The sequence below is a fragment of the Bdellovibrionales bacterium genome (assembly GCA_016714165.1).
In the GTDB taxonomy this organism is placed as follows: domain Bacteria; phylum Bdellovibrionota; class Bdellovibrionia; order Bdellovibrionales; family UBA1609; genus JADJVA01.
The window spans coordinates 687,011-702,504 of the sequence record JADJNU010000002.1; the positions used below are offsets into that span (position 1 = coordinate 687,011).

Here is a 15,494-nt window from a genome sequence, read left to right on the forward strand (position 1 = left end):
ACAACATATAAGCAGAAGGAATGCCAAGTCTGATCTCTATTGGGGTTGGCAATCGCGCCCATATGGAGTATTTTGACCAGCCGAATTCTTGTCACTAACGACAAAGACCTGACACTCAACCAAGGTCAGTAAGTTGACGCCGAGTACAGGTCTTGGGTACTTTCATTTCAATTTAACTCAAAGGGACAAACTATAATTCCGATAAATGGAAAGAAACATGGAAGGGCAAAATGTCCAGTTTGTTAACCAACACCGTTAGGACCGCAATAAGTCTTCTTTTGATCACAGGCGTCTCCAACTCGTGTGTGTCTATTGATATCTCGAAAACAAATCAGGTAAGGGATAACAATATCAAGATCCAAGCCCCAGACAAGCCCTATCAAGTTGTCCCCCTCTCCTCAGTTGATGGCGCCTGGAGAAACACTGAGACCGGAGATAGTATTTCCTACATTTCTGAGTGCGATAGCGCTGCCGACCCCTCTCTCGACTCAATTCACAAGGGCATTTTACAAGGAATTGAAAATCTCAAAATTGTTAGTTCGGAATACAAAAAATACAATAATCGACAGGCTCTTTTTACGAAAGTAAATGGCGAATTGGATGGCATTGGAACTCAAATGCAATTCGTCATCTTCAAGAAGAATCAGTGTATCTATGTCCTCACTAACATTTCATATATGAAAAGCGAGAACCCAAACGGAACCTCTTCTCCTCGGGACTTTCAGATGTTTCTTGAAAAGTTTGAGGTTCCCTGATGAAAATCCTTTGGCCCAGCATTCGCATTGTTGAGTTTCTTGGCGGAACATTTCTCCTTGCCCGCCAAACTTTCAAGGAAGGCTTCGTAGGTCCAACTTATCCGGCACTCATTGTTGAACAAATATATTTGATAGGTGTAAAATCACTCCCGTTGATCATCGTCGTCTCAGCCAGCACGGGAATGGTCATGGCGCTTCAATTTGGTATTGGCCTTGAAAAATTTGGTGGTGAGCTCTATGTTCCAAATATTGTTTCTGTCTCGATAATTCGGGAACTAGGGCCAGTGTTTGCATCTCTCATGCTCGCAGCACGAGTTGGAGCTGGAATCACAAGCGAAATTGGCTCAATGAAGGTGAGCCAGCAAATTGATGCAATCAGAGCGCTCGGAACATCACCCATCAAAAAAATTGTTTTCCCTCGAGTGCTCGCGTGCCTGATTTCAGTCCCTCTCGTCTGCGTCGTTGCAAATTCAGTCGGAGTCCTTGGCGGACTCGTCGTTGGTACTATTGATTTAGGAATTGAGCCCAATTTCTATTTCAACAAAATAGTCTCGACGGTTGGATTTTCGGACTATATTTCTGGGCTTGGAAAAACGGTTTTTTTTGCGCTCTTTATTTCTATTCCTGCATGTTACTACTGTTTGAGGGCTAAGGGTGGGACTCAAGGAGTTGGACAGGCGACAACCAAGTCCGTGGTAACTTCTTCAATTTTTATTGTTGTGGGTGACTTCTTTCTCACCAAGTTATTTTATCTCATTGAAAGGTGGATAGGGTGATTAGCGTAAGAAAATTTCGCAAGTCATTTGATCGAAAAATAATCCATCGAGGAGTTACTTTTGACGTCAATGAAGGAGAATGCCTCGGATTGGTCGGCGGTTCTGGTTCGGGAAAAAGTGTCATTTTAAGAAGCCTCATTGGCCTAGAGAAGCCGGATGCGGGTGAAATTTTCATCAATCAGGAGAATATCGTACCGTTCAGTGAGCAAGAGCTTTTGCCAATCAGAAAAAAAGTGGCATACGTGTTCCAAAATGGAGCTCTCTTTGATTCGATGACTGTTTACGACAACCTTGCTTATCCCCTTCGGGCCCACACAAGCATGAGTAAAGTGGAAATTCGAGACCGGATAGACGAGCAACTCGAGGAATTTGGCTTGTCTGGAACGGAAAATCTTTATCCGGCGGAGCTCTCTGGAGGCATGCAAAAACGAGTGGGACTTGCAAGAGCCATTGTCAATCGCCCCTCTATTGTGCTCTACGATGAACCAACAGCAGGTCTCGACCCCTTTAACACCAAAAAGCTTCAGGAGATGATTCTGCGGCTCAAGCAAAGAGGAGTCACCTCTATCTTTGTAACCCACGATATGCCCAGTGCTTTCGTTGTTTGCGATCGAATTGCCTTGTTATTGAATGGCGAAATTATCACTACTGGAACAATAGAGGAAATGAAGTCCGATCCCGAGGGAATTCTACAAAGATTTATTAACGGATCTTTTGCTTATTAGATTGAGTTGGAGAATAAGATATGGAGTCTTTAGGAAAAAATGAAATTCGCGTTGGCTTATTTGTGGCGGGAAGTCTGGCCCTTCTTCTGACTTCCATTTTACTTTTAGGTGGAGATAAGTATTTGTTTCGGGATACTTACCAGCTGCGAACAAAAATGAATCATGTCCAAGGCTTAGTCGAAGGCAGCGTGGTCAGTTTGTCCGGAATCAATATTGGCGTGGTGAAGAAAATGAATTTCACTTCCGATTCAAAATTGGATTTAAACTTACACCTCGACAGAGATTTCTCCGATCGCATTACCGAAAACTCCGTTGCTTCAATTAGAACTCAGGGAGCACTTGGCGACAAATATATTTACATCGAACCTGGTCCTGCAGGTAAACGACCCCTTAAAGATGGCGAATACATAACCGCTGATCTTTCGGGCGATATTTTTGATCTCATAAAGGAGAAAGGCAGCGAACTAGGGCACCTCGTTGACGTCATAAGGGAAGTTCACATTCTACTAAAGGGACTCAACGACGAAAATCGCGCGGCCGTCCTTATGTCTAATATGGTCTCATCGAGTGAGAATCTGAATAAGCTTCTTCTCGACGCACGGGGGGCCATCCAAGATATTCGTGGTGATAAGAGCGAAAAGGGAGGAATCAAGCTTGCCGTAAATTATTTGGTAAACATCCTCGAAAAAGTCGATTCGGGTAAAGGGACGCTCGGTGAGATCATCAACAATCCTTCGATTCATGAGCGACTGATTTCATTATTGGGCGATTCTCCCCGAAATAAGTTTTTAAAGCCGCTTATTCGTGAAAGTGTCGCTCCGAAAAGTAGCGAGCCCTAAAGAGCGACGAATTTTCTAGAGAAACACCACGCACAAAGACAAAAAATTATTCACGATCTGCTTCGCCTGGTCGAAATGGCTTCGAGAGAAAAGCCCGAACATTCTCGTCGCTGCCATCAATACTAGGAACGGATTTTCGATCGGTCGTGAATCTTAGCGAATAAACCCATCGTCGCCCTAAATGATCATTCACTTTTTGGATGAGCACGTCTTTGACATAATGAAGATCTTGAATTCGCGCTGGATGATCCACCCAAATGATCAAGGTTCCTCCCTGATATCCAACGGGATTGGTTGTCTTGGCCAGTTCTGACCCAACCACCTGGGGCCACTGGCGCCAAAGACGCCATCTCTGAAATCCTTCTACAAGACCTGACTTGCCTTCCGTCAAAAGACTCTGTAGGACATCGCTAGCAGTATTAAGTCTATTGTTGTGATTGTTTTTTTTTGTTTTCATACTATATAAGGCCTAACATGAGTTCAGTGAGACAGCCAGTTCATATCGTAGGGGCGGGGCTTGCGGGAAGCGAGTGTGCCTTTCAGTTAGCTGAGCGCGGACACTCTGTCATATTGTATGAAATGCGCGAAAAGACTATGACTCCGGCCCACTTAACTGGCTTTTTTGGAGAGCTGGTTTGCTCTAATTCCTTTGGCAGCCAAACGGATTATTCGGCTCCAGGACAACTCAAATGGGAGGCCGATAAGCTCGGGAGCTTGGTCTTACGCACTGCCAGAGAATGCGCTGTTCCAGCGGGCATGGCGCTTGGAGTTGATCGGACTCTGTTTGCCCGCACCTTGACTCAACTGCTTGAGTCTCATCCTCATATTGAGGTGCGCCGAGAGCTGATCTCAGATTTTTCTGCGATCCCAAGACCAGTTGTGATCGCAACTGGCCCCCTCACTCACGATCCCCTTGCCCAGGCAATGGCCAGGCACTTTGGCAAGGATTTTCTCTATTTTTTCGATGCCATAGCACCCATCATCGACAAAGACAGCATCAATCTTAAGATTGCTTGGCGAGAGGATCGATGGGGAAAAGGAAGTGGCGATTACCTCAATTGTCCCTTAAATAAAGAGCAATATTTCGACTTTGTAAATGAAATCAAAAGCGCTCGCAAGGTCGAACCAAAAGATTTTGAAAAGACTCCCTACTTCGAATCTTGTATGCCAATTGAAGTTATGGCCGACAGAGGCATCGAGACTTTGCGATTTGGGCCACTGTCGCCAAAAGGCTTGGTAAATCCTCACAGTGAAGAACGCCCCTACGCGGTTGTTCAGCTTCGGCAGGATAACCTCGCTGGAACTGCCTATAATATGGTTGGGTTTCAGAATAAAATGGCTTATCCGGAACAAAAGCGAATTTTCCAAATGATTCCAGGATTGGAGGAAGCCGAGTTTCTCAAATTGGGTAGCATGCACAAAAATCTCTACATCCATTCCCCAAAAATGCTCACCCAAACCTTAGCCAGTCGTCAAGATCCAGATCTCTACTTTGCTGGACAGATTACTGGAGTCGAGGGATACTTTGAATCTACTTGCATCGGGCTACTAGTCGCACTGTTTATACATCAAAAACTCAACAATCATAAATTTTTACCTCCTCCTCGTTCAAGCGCGATGGGATCTCTTCTAACAGCTATCACAGAAGATAAGGAACAATTTCAACCCACAAACATAAACTTCGGATTGCTTCCCGAGCCACCTTCGAAAGGCAAACAGCAAGGAAAAAATCGGCGTGAAGCAAAAAGGGATCAACAGATACAAGAAGCCAAAAATTCCTTTACCACTTGGCTCCATCTCTTAGAGAAATAGATGATTCTTACCACCTATTCAACTGTCACCGACTTTGCCAAGTTCCGTGGCTGATCAACGTCGTGACCAAGACTGGATGCCACATGATAGGCAAGGAGTTGAAGAGGAATAACTATCAACAAAGGATTTACGGTCCATGAAGCAGCAGGAACAGCCAAATAATGGCTCGAAAGGCTTTCAAGCCTTTTATCCTCACCGGTTCCAATCGAAATAATGACTCCTCCACGTGCCTTGGCCTCTTCCAAATTACTGATCGTTTTTTCATGCAGCTCGTCCTGAGGTGCCAACATAACTACGGCCATTTTTTCATCAATCAATGCCAACGGACCATGTTTCATCTCACCAGCCGCATAGCCTTCGGCGTGCATATAGGCAAGCTCTTTGAGTTTGAGGGCACCTTCTAGTGCCATTGGATAGTTGGTTCCCCGCCCCAGATAGAGAAAGCCCTTGTGTTTTTTCAGAGTATCAGCCGCATCCTCAAAAAACTGACTATGAGCCAACACATGCTCCATTTGGCTTGGTGCCATCAACAAAGCCTCAACATATTTCTCGACTTCTGTAGAGTTCGCACCCCGCTCCTGGGCCAATGCAAGGGCCAATACATTTAATAACGCCATTGTCGCAACCAAGGCCTTCGTACTTGCCACTCCAATTTCAACCCCTGCATTCATGTAGAGGTGCCCGTGAGCCTCACGATCAATTGAAGAGCTGCGAACATTCGTAATGCTTAAAATATTGATTCCAAACTCTTTAGCTAAACGCAAAGCCGCCAAGGTATCAGCTGTTTCACCACTTTGTGAAATTGCAATCAGCAAAGAATTTTTTGGCAATACGGGATGGCGATAGCGAAATTCACTAGCGAGATCAACCTCCGTTGGAAGACCTGCAATCCTCTCAAAAAGATACTCTCCGACCATCGCCGCATAATAGGAGGTCCCACACGCGACAATAAAAACTCTTTCAATATTCTTAAATAGAAGAGAAGTACTTTTCCAATCTTCTGTTGAATCGAGCCCAGCAAGATCCTCAACAGATTTTCCGCCAAATCCAACCTGATGAAGTCGGATTGATCTATTTTCTAATCGAATATGAGGCGCAATGGCCTGCGCAACGGCCCTCGGTTGCTCAAATATCTCCTTTAGCATGAAATGAGGATATCCCAGCTTTTGGGCCTGCTCCGAAGACCAATGTACCCTTGTGGTTTTGATCGACAAAGCCTTTCCTGATTCACCAAATAACTCAAATGATTTGTCTTTTACCAGCAAGATTTCATGGTCTTTCAGATATATAACTTCCCTGGTATAAGGAAGAATCGCCTGAACATCGCTCGCGATAACTACCTCTTGATCATTTCCCCCTACAACCAAAGGAGGGCCATTTTTAAACGCCACAAGATGATTAGGTTGCTCTACCCACACACTAAGAATCGAATAAGCGCCACGCAAACGCGGAAGAACTGCCAACACAGCCTTAAACAGATCCTGAGTCAATTCCACGGCTCTAGCCAGCAGATGAGCCACTAGTTCAGAATCAGTATCGGAATCAAAATGAGAGCCTTCATCTGCAAGTTCTGCTCGCAATTCAGCGTAATTCTCAATAATGCCATTGTGAACAATGCTAATACCTTTAACTGTATGAGGGTGGGCATTCTTTTCATTTGGAGGGCCGTGGGTGGCCCAACGGGTATGCCCAATTCCAATGTGTCCATCAAAGCTGATGTTCTTCAGTTTTCTTTCTAGATGAGTTAATTTTCCTTCAGCACGAACTCTCTTGAACTCTCCCTTATCTAAAATCGCCACTCCAGCTGAATCATAACCACGATATTCCAGAGTGCGAAGTCCATTGAGGATAACTTCCTTTGGATCTCGAGGTCCCGTATATCCAACAATTCCACACATTGAACATTCACTCCCGGCTCTCGCGCCACAGATGCTTTAATCCACAATCTCTATTTTGATGATCTTTCTCCCTTTATCACTCCAACTCCCACGCCAGGGACCTCCTCCGAAGAACCCGAGGAAGAGGAATGAGGGGAATCAGAACGAGAGCCTCTCGGTACATAATTCTCCCTTACGACCTGTTTGGAGCGAGCCATCGCTAGCGCCCCAGGAGGAACACTTTTGGTGATTGTTGATCCCGAAGCGATAACTGCTCCGTCCCCCACCTCTATGGGAGCGACAAATTGACTGTCACTCCCAACGAACACATTTTTGCCAATCTTTGTTTTGTATTTTTTGTGATCGACCGCATAGTTACAGGTGATAGTGCCACAGCCTATATTCGTGTCCTCACCCACTTCGGCGTCACCTAAATATGTCAAATGGGAAGCCTTGGCTCGATCTCCAAACTGAACTTTCTTAAGCTCCACAAAATTTCCAACCTTTGCCTCGACACCCACAATCGTCTCCGGTCTGATGTGCGCGTAGGGGCCAATCTGAGCTCTGTCCCTTATTTGAGCACCCTGAATGTAGCTTCCACCTTTGACTTCAACTCCTTCTCCCAATTGGCAATGAATCAGCATGGCATGAGGCTCTACCACGCAAAATGATCCTAGTTCACTTGGCCCTTTTATCATGACACCCGGATAAATGACCGAGCCTGAACCAATGGTGACGTTGTCCTCAATATAAGTCGCTCCTGGATCAATGATCACAACACCCTTCTCTAACAACTCGCGTGCCTTCCTTCGAAAAATCAATCCGGTGGCCTTAGCCAAGTCCAGCTGGCTATTGACCCCAAATGCCAATTGCCGGCTCCCTTTTACCCCTTCTACCTTCATCTTTTCGTCGATAGCCAAAGACAGAATGTCTGTGAGGTAAAACTCGCCCTGCATGTTCTCATTTTTTAATTTTGGTAGCAAAATATTGAGAATTTCCGAGCGAACCAGATAAAAACCCGCATTGACCTCACAGATTTTCCTTGTCTCGTGAGAAGCATCCTTTTCTTCGACGATAGCACATATCCTATCTTGCCGTCTGAGAATACGTCCAAAACCAGTTGGATTGGCCAACTTAACAGTCACAATCTGCAAATCATCATTCGACTGCTCAAACTCAGTTACCAAGCGACGCAATTCATCTGCCCGAATCAGCGGGTGATCTCCATTCAGAATCAAAACCGTTCCATCTAAATTTTCAGGCTGAGCCGCCCTCACTGCATCTCCAGTGCCCTTCTGTTCTTTTTGATGAAAACAACAAACTCCGTGCGGTTCCACGACCGTTTTAACGAGAGACTCACCAAAGCCTAGGACAACACGAATTTCCTTTGACCCGGCCTGCTTCACCTCGGTGATCATCCGTTGAATCATCGGAATGCCCGCCACTGGATGAAGAACCTTTGGAAGAGGAGATTTCATCCGGGTGCCCCTGCCTGCCGCCAATAGAATCGCAGAAAAACCTTTTTTTGCCATGACCATTTGTTATGATTGACTCAATGAAAGGTCAAGAAAGGACCCGTTATATTTTATGCTTCACATTCTAAGTGACTGGGCGCAATCATCAAATCAACAACCCATATCGCTTTACAGCTCGTCGCCTCTAACGCACTTAAAGAAGTGTGCGCCACTTATTTGTATTGGTGGCGTCCATGGAGACGAGCCAGAAGGGGTTTTCCTGGCTACAGCTCTACTGGAGTGGCTTAAAAGCCACAGCGGGATAATTCGTCATGAATGGGCGATTATTCCTTGTCTCAATGTCGAGGGCTTCAAACTGAACCAGAGGACCAATGGTCGAGGAGTTGACCTAAACCGAAACTTTCCCAGCACTGATTGGACAACCGAGCACAAGGCTCCACGATATTATCCCGGACCGTCGGGTGGAAGCGAAAATGAAGTCAAGGCTCTCACTCAGCTGATCCATGACCTCCAACCGCGTCTCATTATTCATTTTCATTCATGGATACCGGCTGTGATCTTTGCAGGAAACCTCCCTCATCCAGCTCCTCATTTTCTTGTCGAAAGCTCTGGCTATTCATTGAAAGAAGACATTGGGTACCCCACTCCCGGCAGTCTTGGACAGTGGGCCTGGCTAGACCTCGGTATTCCGGTCATATGCACAGAGGAACGCGAGGGCGCCACTCAGCACGAAACCTGGACTCGATTCGGGCCGGGTTTGCAAAAGATCTTTGAGCATCCTCTCCCTCTTCCCGTAAAATAAATTATGGTTAGTGAAGTTTATTCGGATCCGCCATTTCTCAGTTCTCAGACCTTTTCGCAAAGTCAACTGGGAGCCGAGTGGATTAACAGTGTCAAAGAAGCGGAACATCGGCTTCTTAGGAACACCTTTCCGGTAATTATCTTTCAAATTTCCCCCAGAGATATCAACGCATTGATCGAGTGCCTCCAAGAATATCAAAAGAGATCTCCCCAAACCAACCTCATATTTATAATCCATGGTTTCAGCTGGAGAGATCTTCTCCAGATTACAAATAAGTGTAGGCCCTTTCGGTTACTCAAAACTCACCAAGATCCCAATCTTGAACTTTATGTGATGGAGGCCTACAGAAACTATTGCCATTCTAAACAAAATTTTGAATTCGCTCGGCTGCTCGAAGACCAAAATGAAGGCCTAAAAAAGATTAACCGTGAAGTCAATTTGAAAATCGCCAATCACCAAATGCGCCTTGACCGATCTCGGACTAAGCAGCAACAAACAAAACTCCAAGTTGCGTATTTGCGCAAAGCTATGTTCGCTATAAATCAAGCAAAAAGTCCAAAAGAGATTGAAAGGCTGTTAGCTAAAATACTCACAAAATATCTAACTCTCTCCTGGATAAGAATAGATTTCTTTTCAAAACACAATCTCCTGGAATCCAAATCCATAGAGTCTGCGAGAGATTTTCTCCTCATTAAGGCGCCCTTATATTCAGATGATTTGCAGATAGGAAATGCCTATTTTGCGCGAACTGCTCAAGCCGGTGACTTCACAGCAATGGAGGCGGAGTTTCTCCATCAAGTAACCGAAGCCATTTCATTGGTAGTCAATAGATTTCGATCATTTGAAAACATTCAAAATCTCAAGGCTCAATGGCAATCCACATTTGATGCCATCGGAGAGCCTCTGTGTATCACTGATGAACAATTTCGAATTATTCGAACGAATTTCGCTTTTAGGATTGCCTGCGGGAAGGGCCCCAACGAACTACTCAACGCAAATTGCTTTATGTCTCTAACTGGTCGTTCGACACCGCCCGAAATTCGCGATGGCCATTTTAGCTTTCGATTGTTGGTTCCGTCCCAAGACCGCATCGACACCAACACCCATGACGTGCGCATACAGCCACTCCGATCAAAACTGAATCGGCATCCCACCTTTCTGGTTATCTTCAGAGACATGACCCTTCAACTCCGACTCGAAAGGCAAGTCTTAGAGTCGGAAAAAATGACTGAACTCGGAATAATTAGCAGTAGTATCGCTCACGAGCTGAATAATCCCTTGGGGGGCATCATGTCCTTTCTGCAACTTATCCGGATGGAACTAAAAGAAGGCTCTGAAATTCTTGAAGATATTCTCGCTATGGAAGAAGCCACAAATCGCTGCAAAGAGATTGTGGAAAATCTACTGGGATTTGCTCGCCAAGAAGATGTTGATTTAACTGTCAATTTCGATCTGCGTGATACCATTGATCAAACCATCAAATTTCTCGACATCCGGACCCGAAGTCGGGGCATCCAGATCAAATTTAATTCATCGAATGAACCTTGCTATATCTACGGCCAACCGCAAAACATCTCCCAAGCAATTCGTCATGTTTTGCAAAATGCGATCGAAGCTGTTGAAGATAGAATGGACGAAGATCCCGGCCATCCGGGAGAGATCCAAATCACCCTGACGAAAACTCTCGATGAAATTCAATTAACCATCAGTGACAATGGATTTGGATTTTCTGAAGAAAACAAGTCGAAAATTTTTAATCCACTCTACTCGACAAAATCCTCGAAACAGAATGCAGGACTAGGATTAACAAAGGCATTCAAAATAATGACTGACCATTTCGGAAACCTCGAAATCTCCTCTCAACTGGGGTCCGGCACTTCGGCAAAAATTACCTTAAAACGTCCAGATTTAAAAGATGACAGCCAAGTTTTTGGCTCAAAAATTTGACACTGTTTGGTTGTCTCACTTAACATTATCCTAACGGAACTTGATGGGTTTTGAATTAAGTAGCTCAGTCCATCAGTCCTAGCCTCAGCATAATAGATGCGGCTTGCAATTAATGATTGTAAAAAAGGCACCTCAAGGATTGAGGTGCTGCATCGCCAGGGAAGGGAGCTCAATGCAAGCTCACAGAATTCTAGTAGTTGAAGATGAATCCATTCTTCGCACCACTCTCTTTCGATCCCTCACCCGCATCGGCTACCAGGTATTGACTGCCGGCACTCGAGAAGAAGCCGAGACCTTGGCCAATTCAGATGTGCCTCTTGATCTCGCCTTTATTGATCTACGCCTTCCTGATGGGAACGGAATGGATCTCATGACAGAACTCCTCCTGATTTATCCAAAAATTAAAGTCATTCTTCTCACAGGATATGGCACCATTGACTTGGCCGTTCAGGCGACTCGAAAAGGCGCTTTCCATTTTGTCACCAAGCCCTTTAATGTGGACGAAATTCTAACCCTAGCAGAAAAAGCCCTCTCAAGCGATAAATCTCGTTCTGAGAATTTTGCACTCGACAGTGCTCTTCACAAAAAATATCTTTTCGAAAACATCGTGGGTCAAAGCTCAGAAATCATGAATGTTCTCAGAATCATTGAAAAGGTCGCTGAATCCGATGCCACTGTTCTTATTACCGGAGAAAGTGGAACGGGAAAGGAACTGGTCGCAAAAGCGATCCATTTTAATTCTCGACGCGCGGGCAAGCCATTCATCCCAATCAATTGCGGTGCCATTCCCGCAGAACTCTTGGAAAGTGAATTGTTCGGTCATATTAAGGGCGCTTTCACGGGGGCTATTGCAAATCGCACCGGACGTTTTGAGCTGGCCGAAGGTGGAACTCTCTTTCTCGATGAAATCGGCGATATGAGTCCGAACCTCCAAGTCAAACTATTGCGCGTGCTTCAAGAACGCCGCTTTGAGCCATTGGGTAGCACTAAGACTATTTCTACTGATGTCCGCGTGTTGGCAGCCACGAACGCAAATCTTGAAAAGGCAGTCGCAGATGGTCGTTTCAGGGAGGATCTCTATTACCGCCTTAACGTGATACCCATCACTGTTCCCCCTCTTCGTGAGCGCCGATCTGACATCCCGACTCTCTTTCAACATTTTCTCACTCACTTCAATCGCAATCGCGACAAGAAATTGGGAGGAATCTCAGGAGCGGCCATGGACTTTTTACTTCGCTACAATTGGCCCGGCAATATTCGTGAATTGGAAAACCTCGTGGAGAGGCTTACGATTCTGAAAGGCGAAGGCATGGTTGGCGTAGAAGACTTGCCCGCCAAATATAGGCAAAACGACGGCACCAACGAGAAATCAGATTTCCTGGCGGGCGACATGGACTCAATTTCTGAATCAGGAATGGACTTTAATTCTGCCGTCGACAACTTTGAGAACTCTCTGATTCTGAAAGCTCTTGAAAAGACGGGTTGGAATCGCAATCAGGCCGCCATTTTGTTGAAGCTAAACCGTACTACCTTAGTAGAAAAAATAAAAAAGAAAGGGCTAGCTCCTCCTGATATCTCAATCTGAGAAGAGAAGTCAAAATACCCACTGCAAGGTCAGCATATTTCTCACATCACCTGAAGAGGCCTTGTGATTGAACGCTAATTTTGCATTTTGGTTCAAATGACCACTCATTTCGAAACCAAGTTCACTTCTGTCGATTTGATAGGCCAATTGGGCTTGCAAGTAGCCACTGTAGTTGATTGCGGCTTTTGTTTCTGCGGCTCTCAGAGCGAACTGCACTTTATGCTTAATCTTTGAATTGGCCGATTCGATCTGCAGGCTTGAGTTGAGGGACTGATTCAAAGTATTTGCAACTTGTCCGATAGACGAATTTCGAATTTTTGGCGAGCCTAGCACACTTCCCAAACTGTGTGCGAAAATTCTTGAAGCCACATAATTGGCATCATCGCTGGGCGCCAAACAAGTGGGAATATAATCTTCGGTGCGAAATTGAAAGTCGATGGGTCTGGGACGTATTTTTTCTATATAACTGAGATCCAAATTCTTGGATTCGGTCTCATGCATCAAAAAGGGATTTCGAATGGCGGCCCAAGGGGATTCGGGACAGATTAACAAGATTGCTATCACCAGGCTGAGCATGTGATGAACTCTTGTCTTCACCAGATCCTTCTCCCGTCTCATTTCGAGACACTGTCACATCGTCATATTAAGTTACTGATGAGATATAGAGCAAGGTCCAGACCAAACCTTAGCCTGTATGAAGGCTCCTAATTGGCGGAAACTGGACCGCGACTGTCAAGATCTAGCTGGGTGATAGAATGGTTGACACAAATCGCGATTATGGGAATCGATTACGGGCAGACACCGCAAGTAAAGGCTCCAGGCCCGACTCCACCGTTCCTTCCATTCCCACACCACCAGCCGCAGGTAGGAAACTGAACGATATTTGCTGCGTTAGTCGTGGTGTGATCAATTCTGGCCATTGGAGACAGATTCCCGGCCGTATCAACTGCGCGGACATCGAGTTGAATAACACATCCAGAGGTGAGGTTATTAAATGTCATTAAATAATTTTTTATAGTAGGAGTTGATGTCGCAACAGATACTGCCGGAGTCGCGTTACATACAGTGGCCTTATCACAAGCCACCCAAGTGTTGTTTCCGTCTTGAATATAGTTGATAGGTGGATGACCGGCGGCAGTCCAGTTGTCGACCCCGTTCAAGGAAATGTTCAAATAGGGGACGTCAAAGGCTCCTCCGGGATTCGGAGCCCAGTTGGTCCCAATTGCCCTCTGTGGTCGCGGCAATCCGTTTGTGGGCGCAACCGTCCAGCCCTGACTAGGGAAAAAGGCGGTGGGTGGGTATTGAGGTCCCGATGGGCCAGCTAAACACGCCGACGAGTAGCCAACTGCCTCAGGCGGTGGCAACCGATAAGATCGATTGCGGCACAAGAGGACTGATCCCGGCTCATTGCCCGCCGCTATAAAACCGACCTGAATTTGAACTACGTTTAGATTTCTTGCAACGCAATTGGCATGTGCCCCCGCTCCATGAGGTATGGACGGACCAACAAGCCACTCACTATGCCGAATCTGGCCTCCAACACCGTTTGACCAGGTAGAGTTTCTGACAACTGTGATTGTGGGAGTCGTCGGAATTGAGCCGTCTTCAGGGTATTGAAGGCGCATTTCGCCCGAACATCCCCGGGCAACGCCATTTTTATCGACATATGTTGCTGTGAGATTTACCAATAAACCCAAATCGTTTCGAACATTGGGTCCAAACGCTATGCCATTTAAAACTTGAGTGCTGCAATAATTCATACCCCCTCCTTGCGGAGCTGGCGCTACCAGGGTCGTACCCACAGGACAAACTCCGGCGGTCAATACGATTTGCCCTGTATCAATCTGCCCTACGTTAAGGGGCGCAGGAAATCCCGTCGGCATAAAATTTGACATCGCCTTGGGGTTTCCTTTTGGTGCAATAATGAGAGGGGCCTGACAAGCCTGGATTGCCCCAGTTGCAAGGTCAAAGGGTCGTATTCGAATTGTCGTCTGTAAATTGGTCAACGCCTTATTTGAAACAGTAGGAGTGAACAGCTGACTGAGCACTCCCCCCGCAGCATTGTAGACTCCACCCGTCGCCGCAGCACAGAAGATGGCGTTATTGGAGTTTGAAATTGCCAGCATACCTCCCATGATTCCCTGAATGAGATGGGCATTTTGCAATCTCACCGGATTAACACCAACCGGCTCATCTGAAATGCTAAAGTTTGCGTCGGCAGGATACCGATCTGCAATGAGGATATCAGCTCCACCAGGATCGCCTTCAACTCCAACCGTCCCAACGCCATTAACGGCCCAACGAACTTGAGCGGGCCCCGGAGGAGAAGCAGGCAAGAGATAATCACCAATAGTGAGCCGAGCTCCCAGTGAACGTATTCGATTGACGACTGTGTTTAAATGATTGGTGCATTCGCTCGATTCACCTATTTTGTTCATTGCCTGATGGCTATTTACAAAAATCTGGGAAACTCCAAGACCGGTTATCGCAATGATAGCCACTGAAACCATTACCTCAGGAAGAGAAAATCCCCGGGTCGATTCTGACTTGCACCAAATCAGAGCCGCTCGTTTTTGTTTTTTAGAATTCAAAAAAGTCACTCCGTTCTGCAATTTGTCTGTCGCTTTTCAATATCATCGGCTATTCGCCATTTTTTCCAAACCACAATCTAAGTTCGTCTCAAGATGGGATCGTTGTAAGGTATGGCTACCACAATCGCCGTTTTATCTGGCCTCCGTTTAAAGAGGGAAAGAAGCAGGCTACCCAGGGTCTTTGAGTCTGGAACGACAATCAATCGGGATAGCTTATGGTAGCATTATGAGATCAAAATGAGCTCAAAATCCAATCTGCGCTGGGTGGTCTGAGTGCATAACGATCCAAAATGAAACTCCCACGCGATAT

The 15,494-nt window shown here is 45.8% G+C and carries 13 protein-coding genes; 8 read left to right on the forward strand and 5 right to left on the reverse strand.

Going from position 1 to position 15,494, the window contains the following annotated elements:
• Positions 1-230: 230 nt before the first annotated feature.
• The 4 genes from IPJ71_14550 to IPJ71_14565 are packed head-to-tail and all read left to right on the forward strand — an operon-like array spanning position 231 to position 3,095.
• The gene (locus IPJ71_14550; protein ID MBK7844882.1) at positions 231-755 is read left to right on the forward strand and encodes a hypothetical protein; all 525 of its coding nucleotides are present in this window, start codon (positions 231-233) and stop codon (positions 753-755) included.
• A complete protein-coding gene (locus IPJ71_14555) occupies positions 755-1,531 on the forward strand; it encodes an ABC transporter permease (GenBank protein ID MBK7844883.1) in 777 nt (258 codons plus the stop codon). Before IPJ71_14550 ends, IPJ71_14555 begins: the two co-directional genes overlap by 1 nt.
• Entirely contained in the window at positions 1,528-2,256 is a 729-nt protein-coding gene (locus IPJ71_14560) for an ATP-binding cassette domain-containing protein (GenBank protein MBK7844884.1), read from the forward strand. Before IPJ71_14555 ends, IPJ71_14560 begins: the two co-directional genes overlap by 4 nt.
• A 20-nt stretch (positions 2,257-2,276) precedes the next feature.
• Positions 2,277-3,095, forward strand: coding sequence for an MCE family protein (locus IPJ71_14565; protein MBK7844885.1), 819 nt, complete (start codon positions 2,277-2,279; stop codon positions 3,093-3,095).
• A gap of 46 nt (positions 3,096-3,141) precedes the next feature.
• Here the strand turns inward: IPJ71_14565 and IPJ71_14570 are convergent, their stop codons facing one another.
• The gene (locus IPJ71_14570) at positions 3,142-3,552 is read right to left on the reverse strand and encodes a DUF721 domain-containing protein (GenBank protein MBK7844886.1); all 411 of its coding nucleotides are present in this window, start codon (positions 3,550-3,552) and stop codon (positions 3,142-3,144) included.
• A gap of 17 nt (positions 3,553-3,569) precedes the next feature.
• Here IPJ71_14570 and trmFO point away from each other — a divergent pair, with 17 nt between their 5' ends.
• Complete coding sequence (gene trmFO, locus IPJ71_14575) at positions 3,570-4,907, forward strand: methylenetetrahydrofolate--tRNA-(uracil(54)-C(5))-methyltransferase (FADH(2)-oxidizing) TrmFO (GenBank protein ID MBK7844887.1); 1,338 nt, start codon at positions 3,570-3,572, stop codon at positions 4,905-4,907.
• Positions 4,908-4,921: 14 nt separating this feature from the next.
• On the opposite strand, the gene glmS is transcribed toward trmFO, so the two are convergent.
• Both glmS and glmU read right to left on the reverse strand, forming a co-directional pair.
• Positions 4,922-6,805: a glutamine--fructose-6-phosphate transaminase (isomerizing) gene (gene glmS, locus IPJ71_14580; protein ID MBK7844888.1), complete on the reverse strand. Its 1,884-nt coding sequence runs from the start codon at positions 6,803-6,805 to the stop codon at positions 4,922-4,924.
• A 50-nt stretch (positions 6,806-6,855) separates the two neighbouring features.
• Positions 6,856-8,322 carry a bifunctional UDP-N-acetylglucosamine diphosphorylase/glucosamine-1-phosphate N-acetyltransferase GlmU gene (glmU, locus tag IPJ71_14585; protein MBK7844889.1) on the reverse strand — a complete coding sequence of 489 codons (1,467 nt, stop codon included), beginning with the start codon at positions 8,320-8,322 and terminating at the stop codon, positions 6,856-6,858.
• A 49-nt stretch (positions 8,323-8,371) separates the two neighbouring features.
• On the opposite strand from glmU, the gene IPJ71_14590 reads away from it, so the two are divergent.
• The 3 genes from IPJ71_14590 (at position 8,372) to IPJ71_14600 (ending at position 12,593) form a co-directional block, all read left to right on the forward strand.
• Positions 8,372-9,061 carry a DUF2817 domain-containing protein gene (locus IPJ71_14590; protein ID MBK7844890.1) on the forward strand — a complete coding sequence of 230 codons (690 nt, stop codon included), beginning with the start codon at positions 8,372-8,374 and terminating at the stop codon, positions 9,059-9,061.
• A gap of 3 nt (positions 9,062-9,064) precedes the next feature.
• Positions 9,065-11,008, forward strand: a complete 1,944-nt coding sequence (locus IPJ71_14595) for a hypothetical protein (protein MBK7844891.1) — start codon at positions 9,065-9,067, stop codon at positions 11,006-11,008.
• 172 nt (positions 11,009-11,180) lie between these two features.
• Entirely contained in the window at positions 11,181-12,593 is a 1,413-nt protein-coding gene (locus IPJ71_14600) for a sigma-54-dependent Fis family transcriptional regulator (protein MBK7844892.1), read from the forward strand.
• 9 nt (positions 12,594-12,602) lie between these two features.
• Here the strand turns inward: IPJ71_14600 and IPJ71_14605 are convergent, their stop codons facing one another.
• Positions 12,603-13,190 carry a hypothetical protein gene (locus IPJ71_14605; GenBank protein MBK7844893.1) on the reverse strand — a complete coding sequence of 196 codons (588 nt, stop codon included), beginning with the start codon at positions 13,188-13,190 and terminating at the stop codon, positions 12,603-12,605.
• Between the two features lie 191 nt (positions 13,191-13,381).
• The gene (locus IPJ71_14610; protein ID MBK7844894.1) at positions 13,382-15,184 is read right to left on the reverse strand and encodes a prepilin-type N-terminal cleavage/methylation domain-containing protein; all 1,803 of its coding nucleotides are present in this window, start codon (positions 15,182-15,184) and stop codon (positions 13,382-13,384) included.
• Between the last annotated feature and the right edge of the window lie 310 nt (positions 15,185-15,494).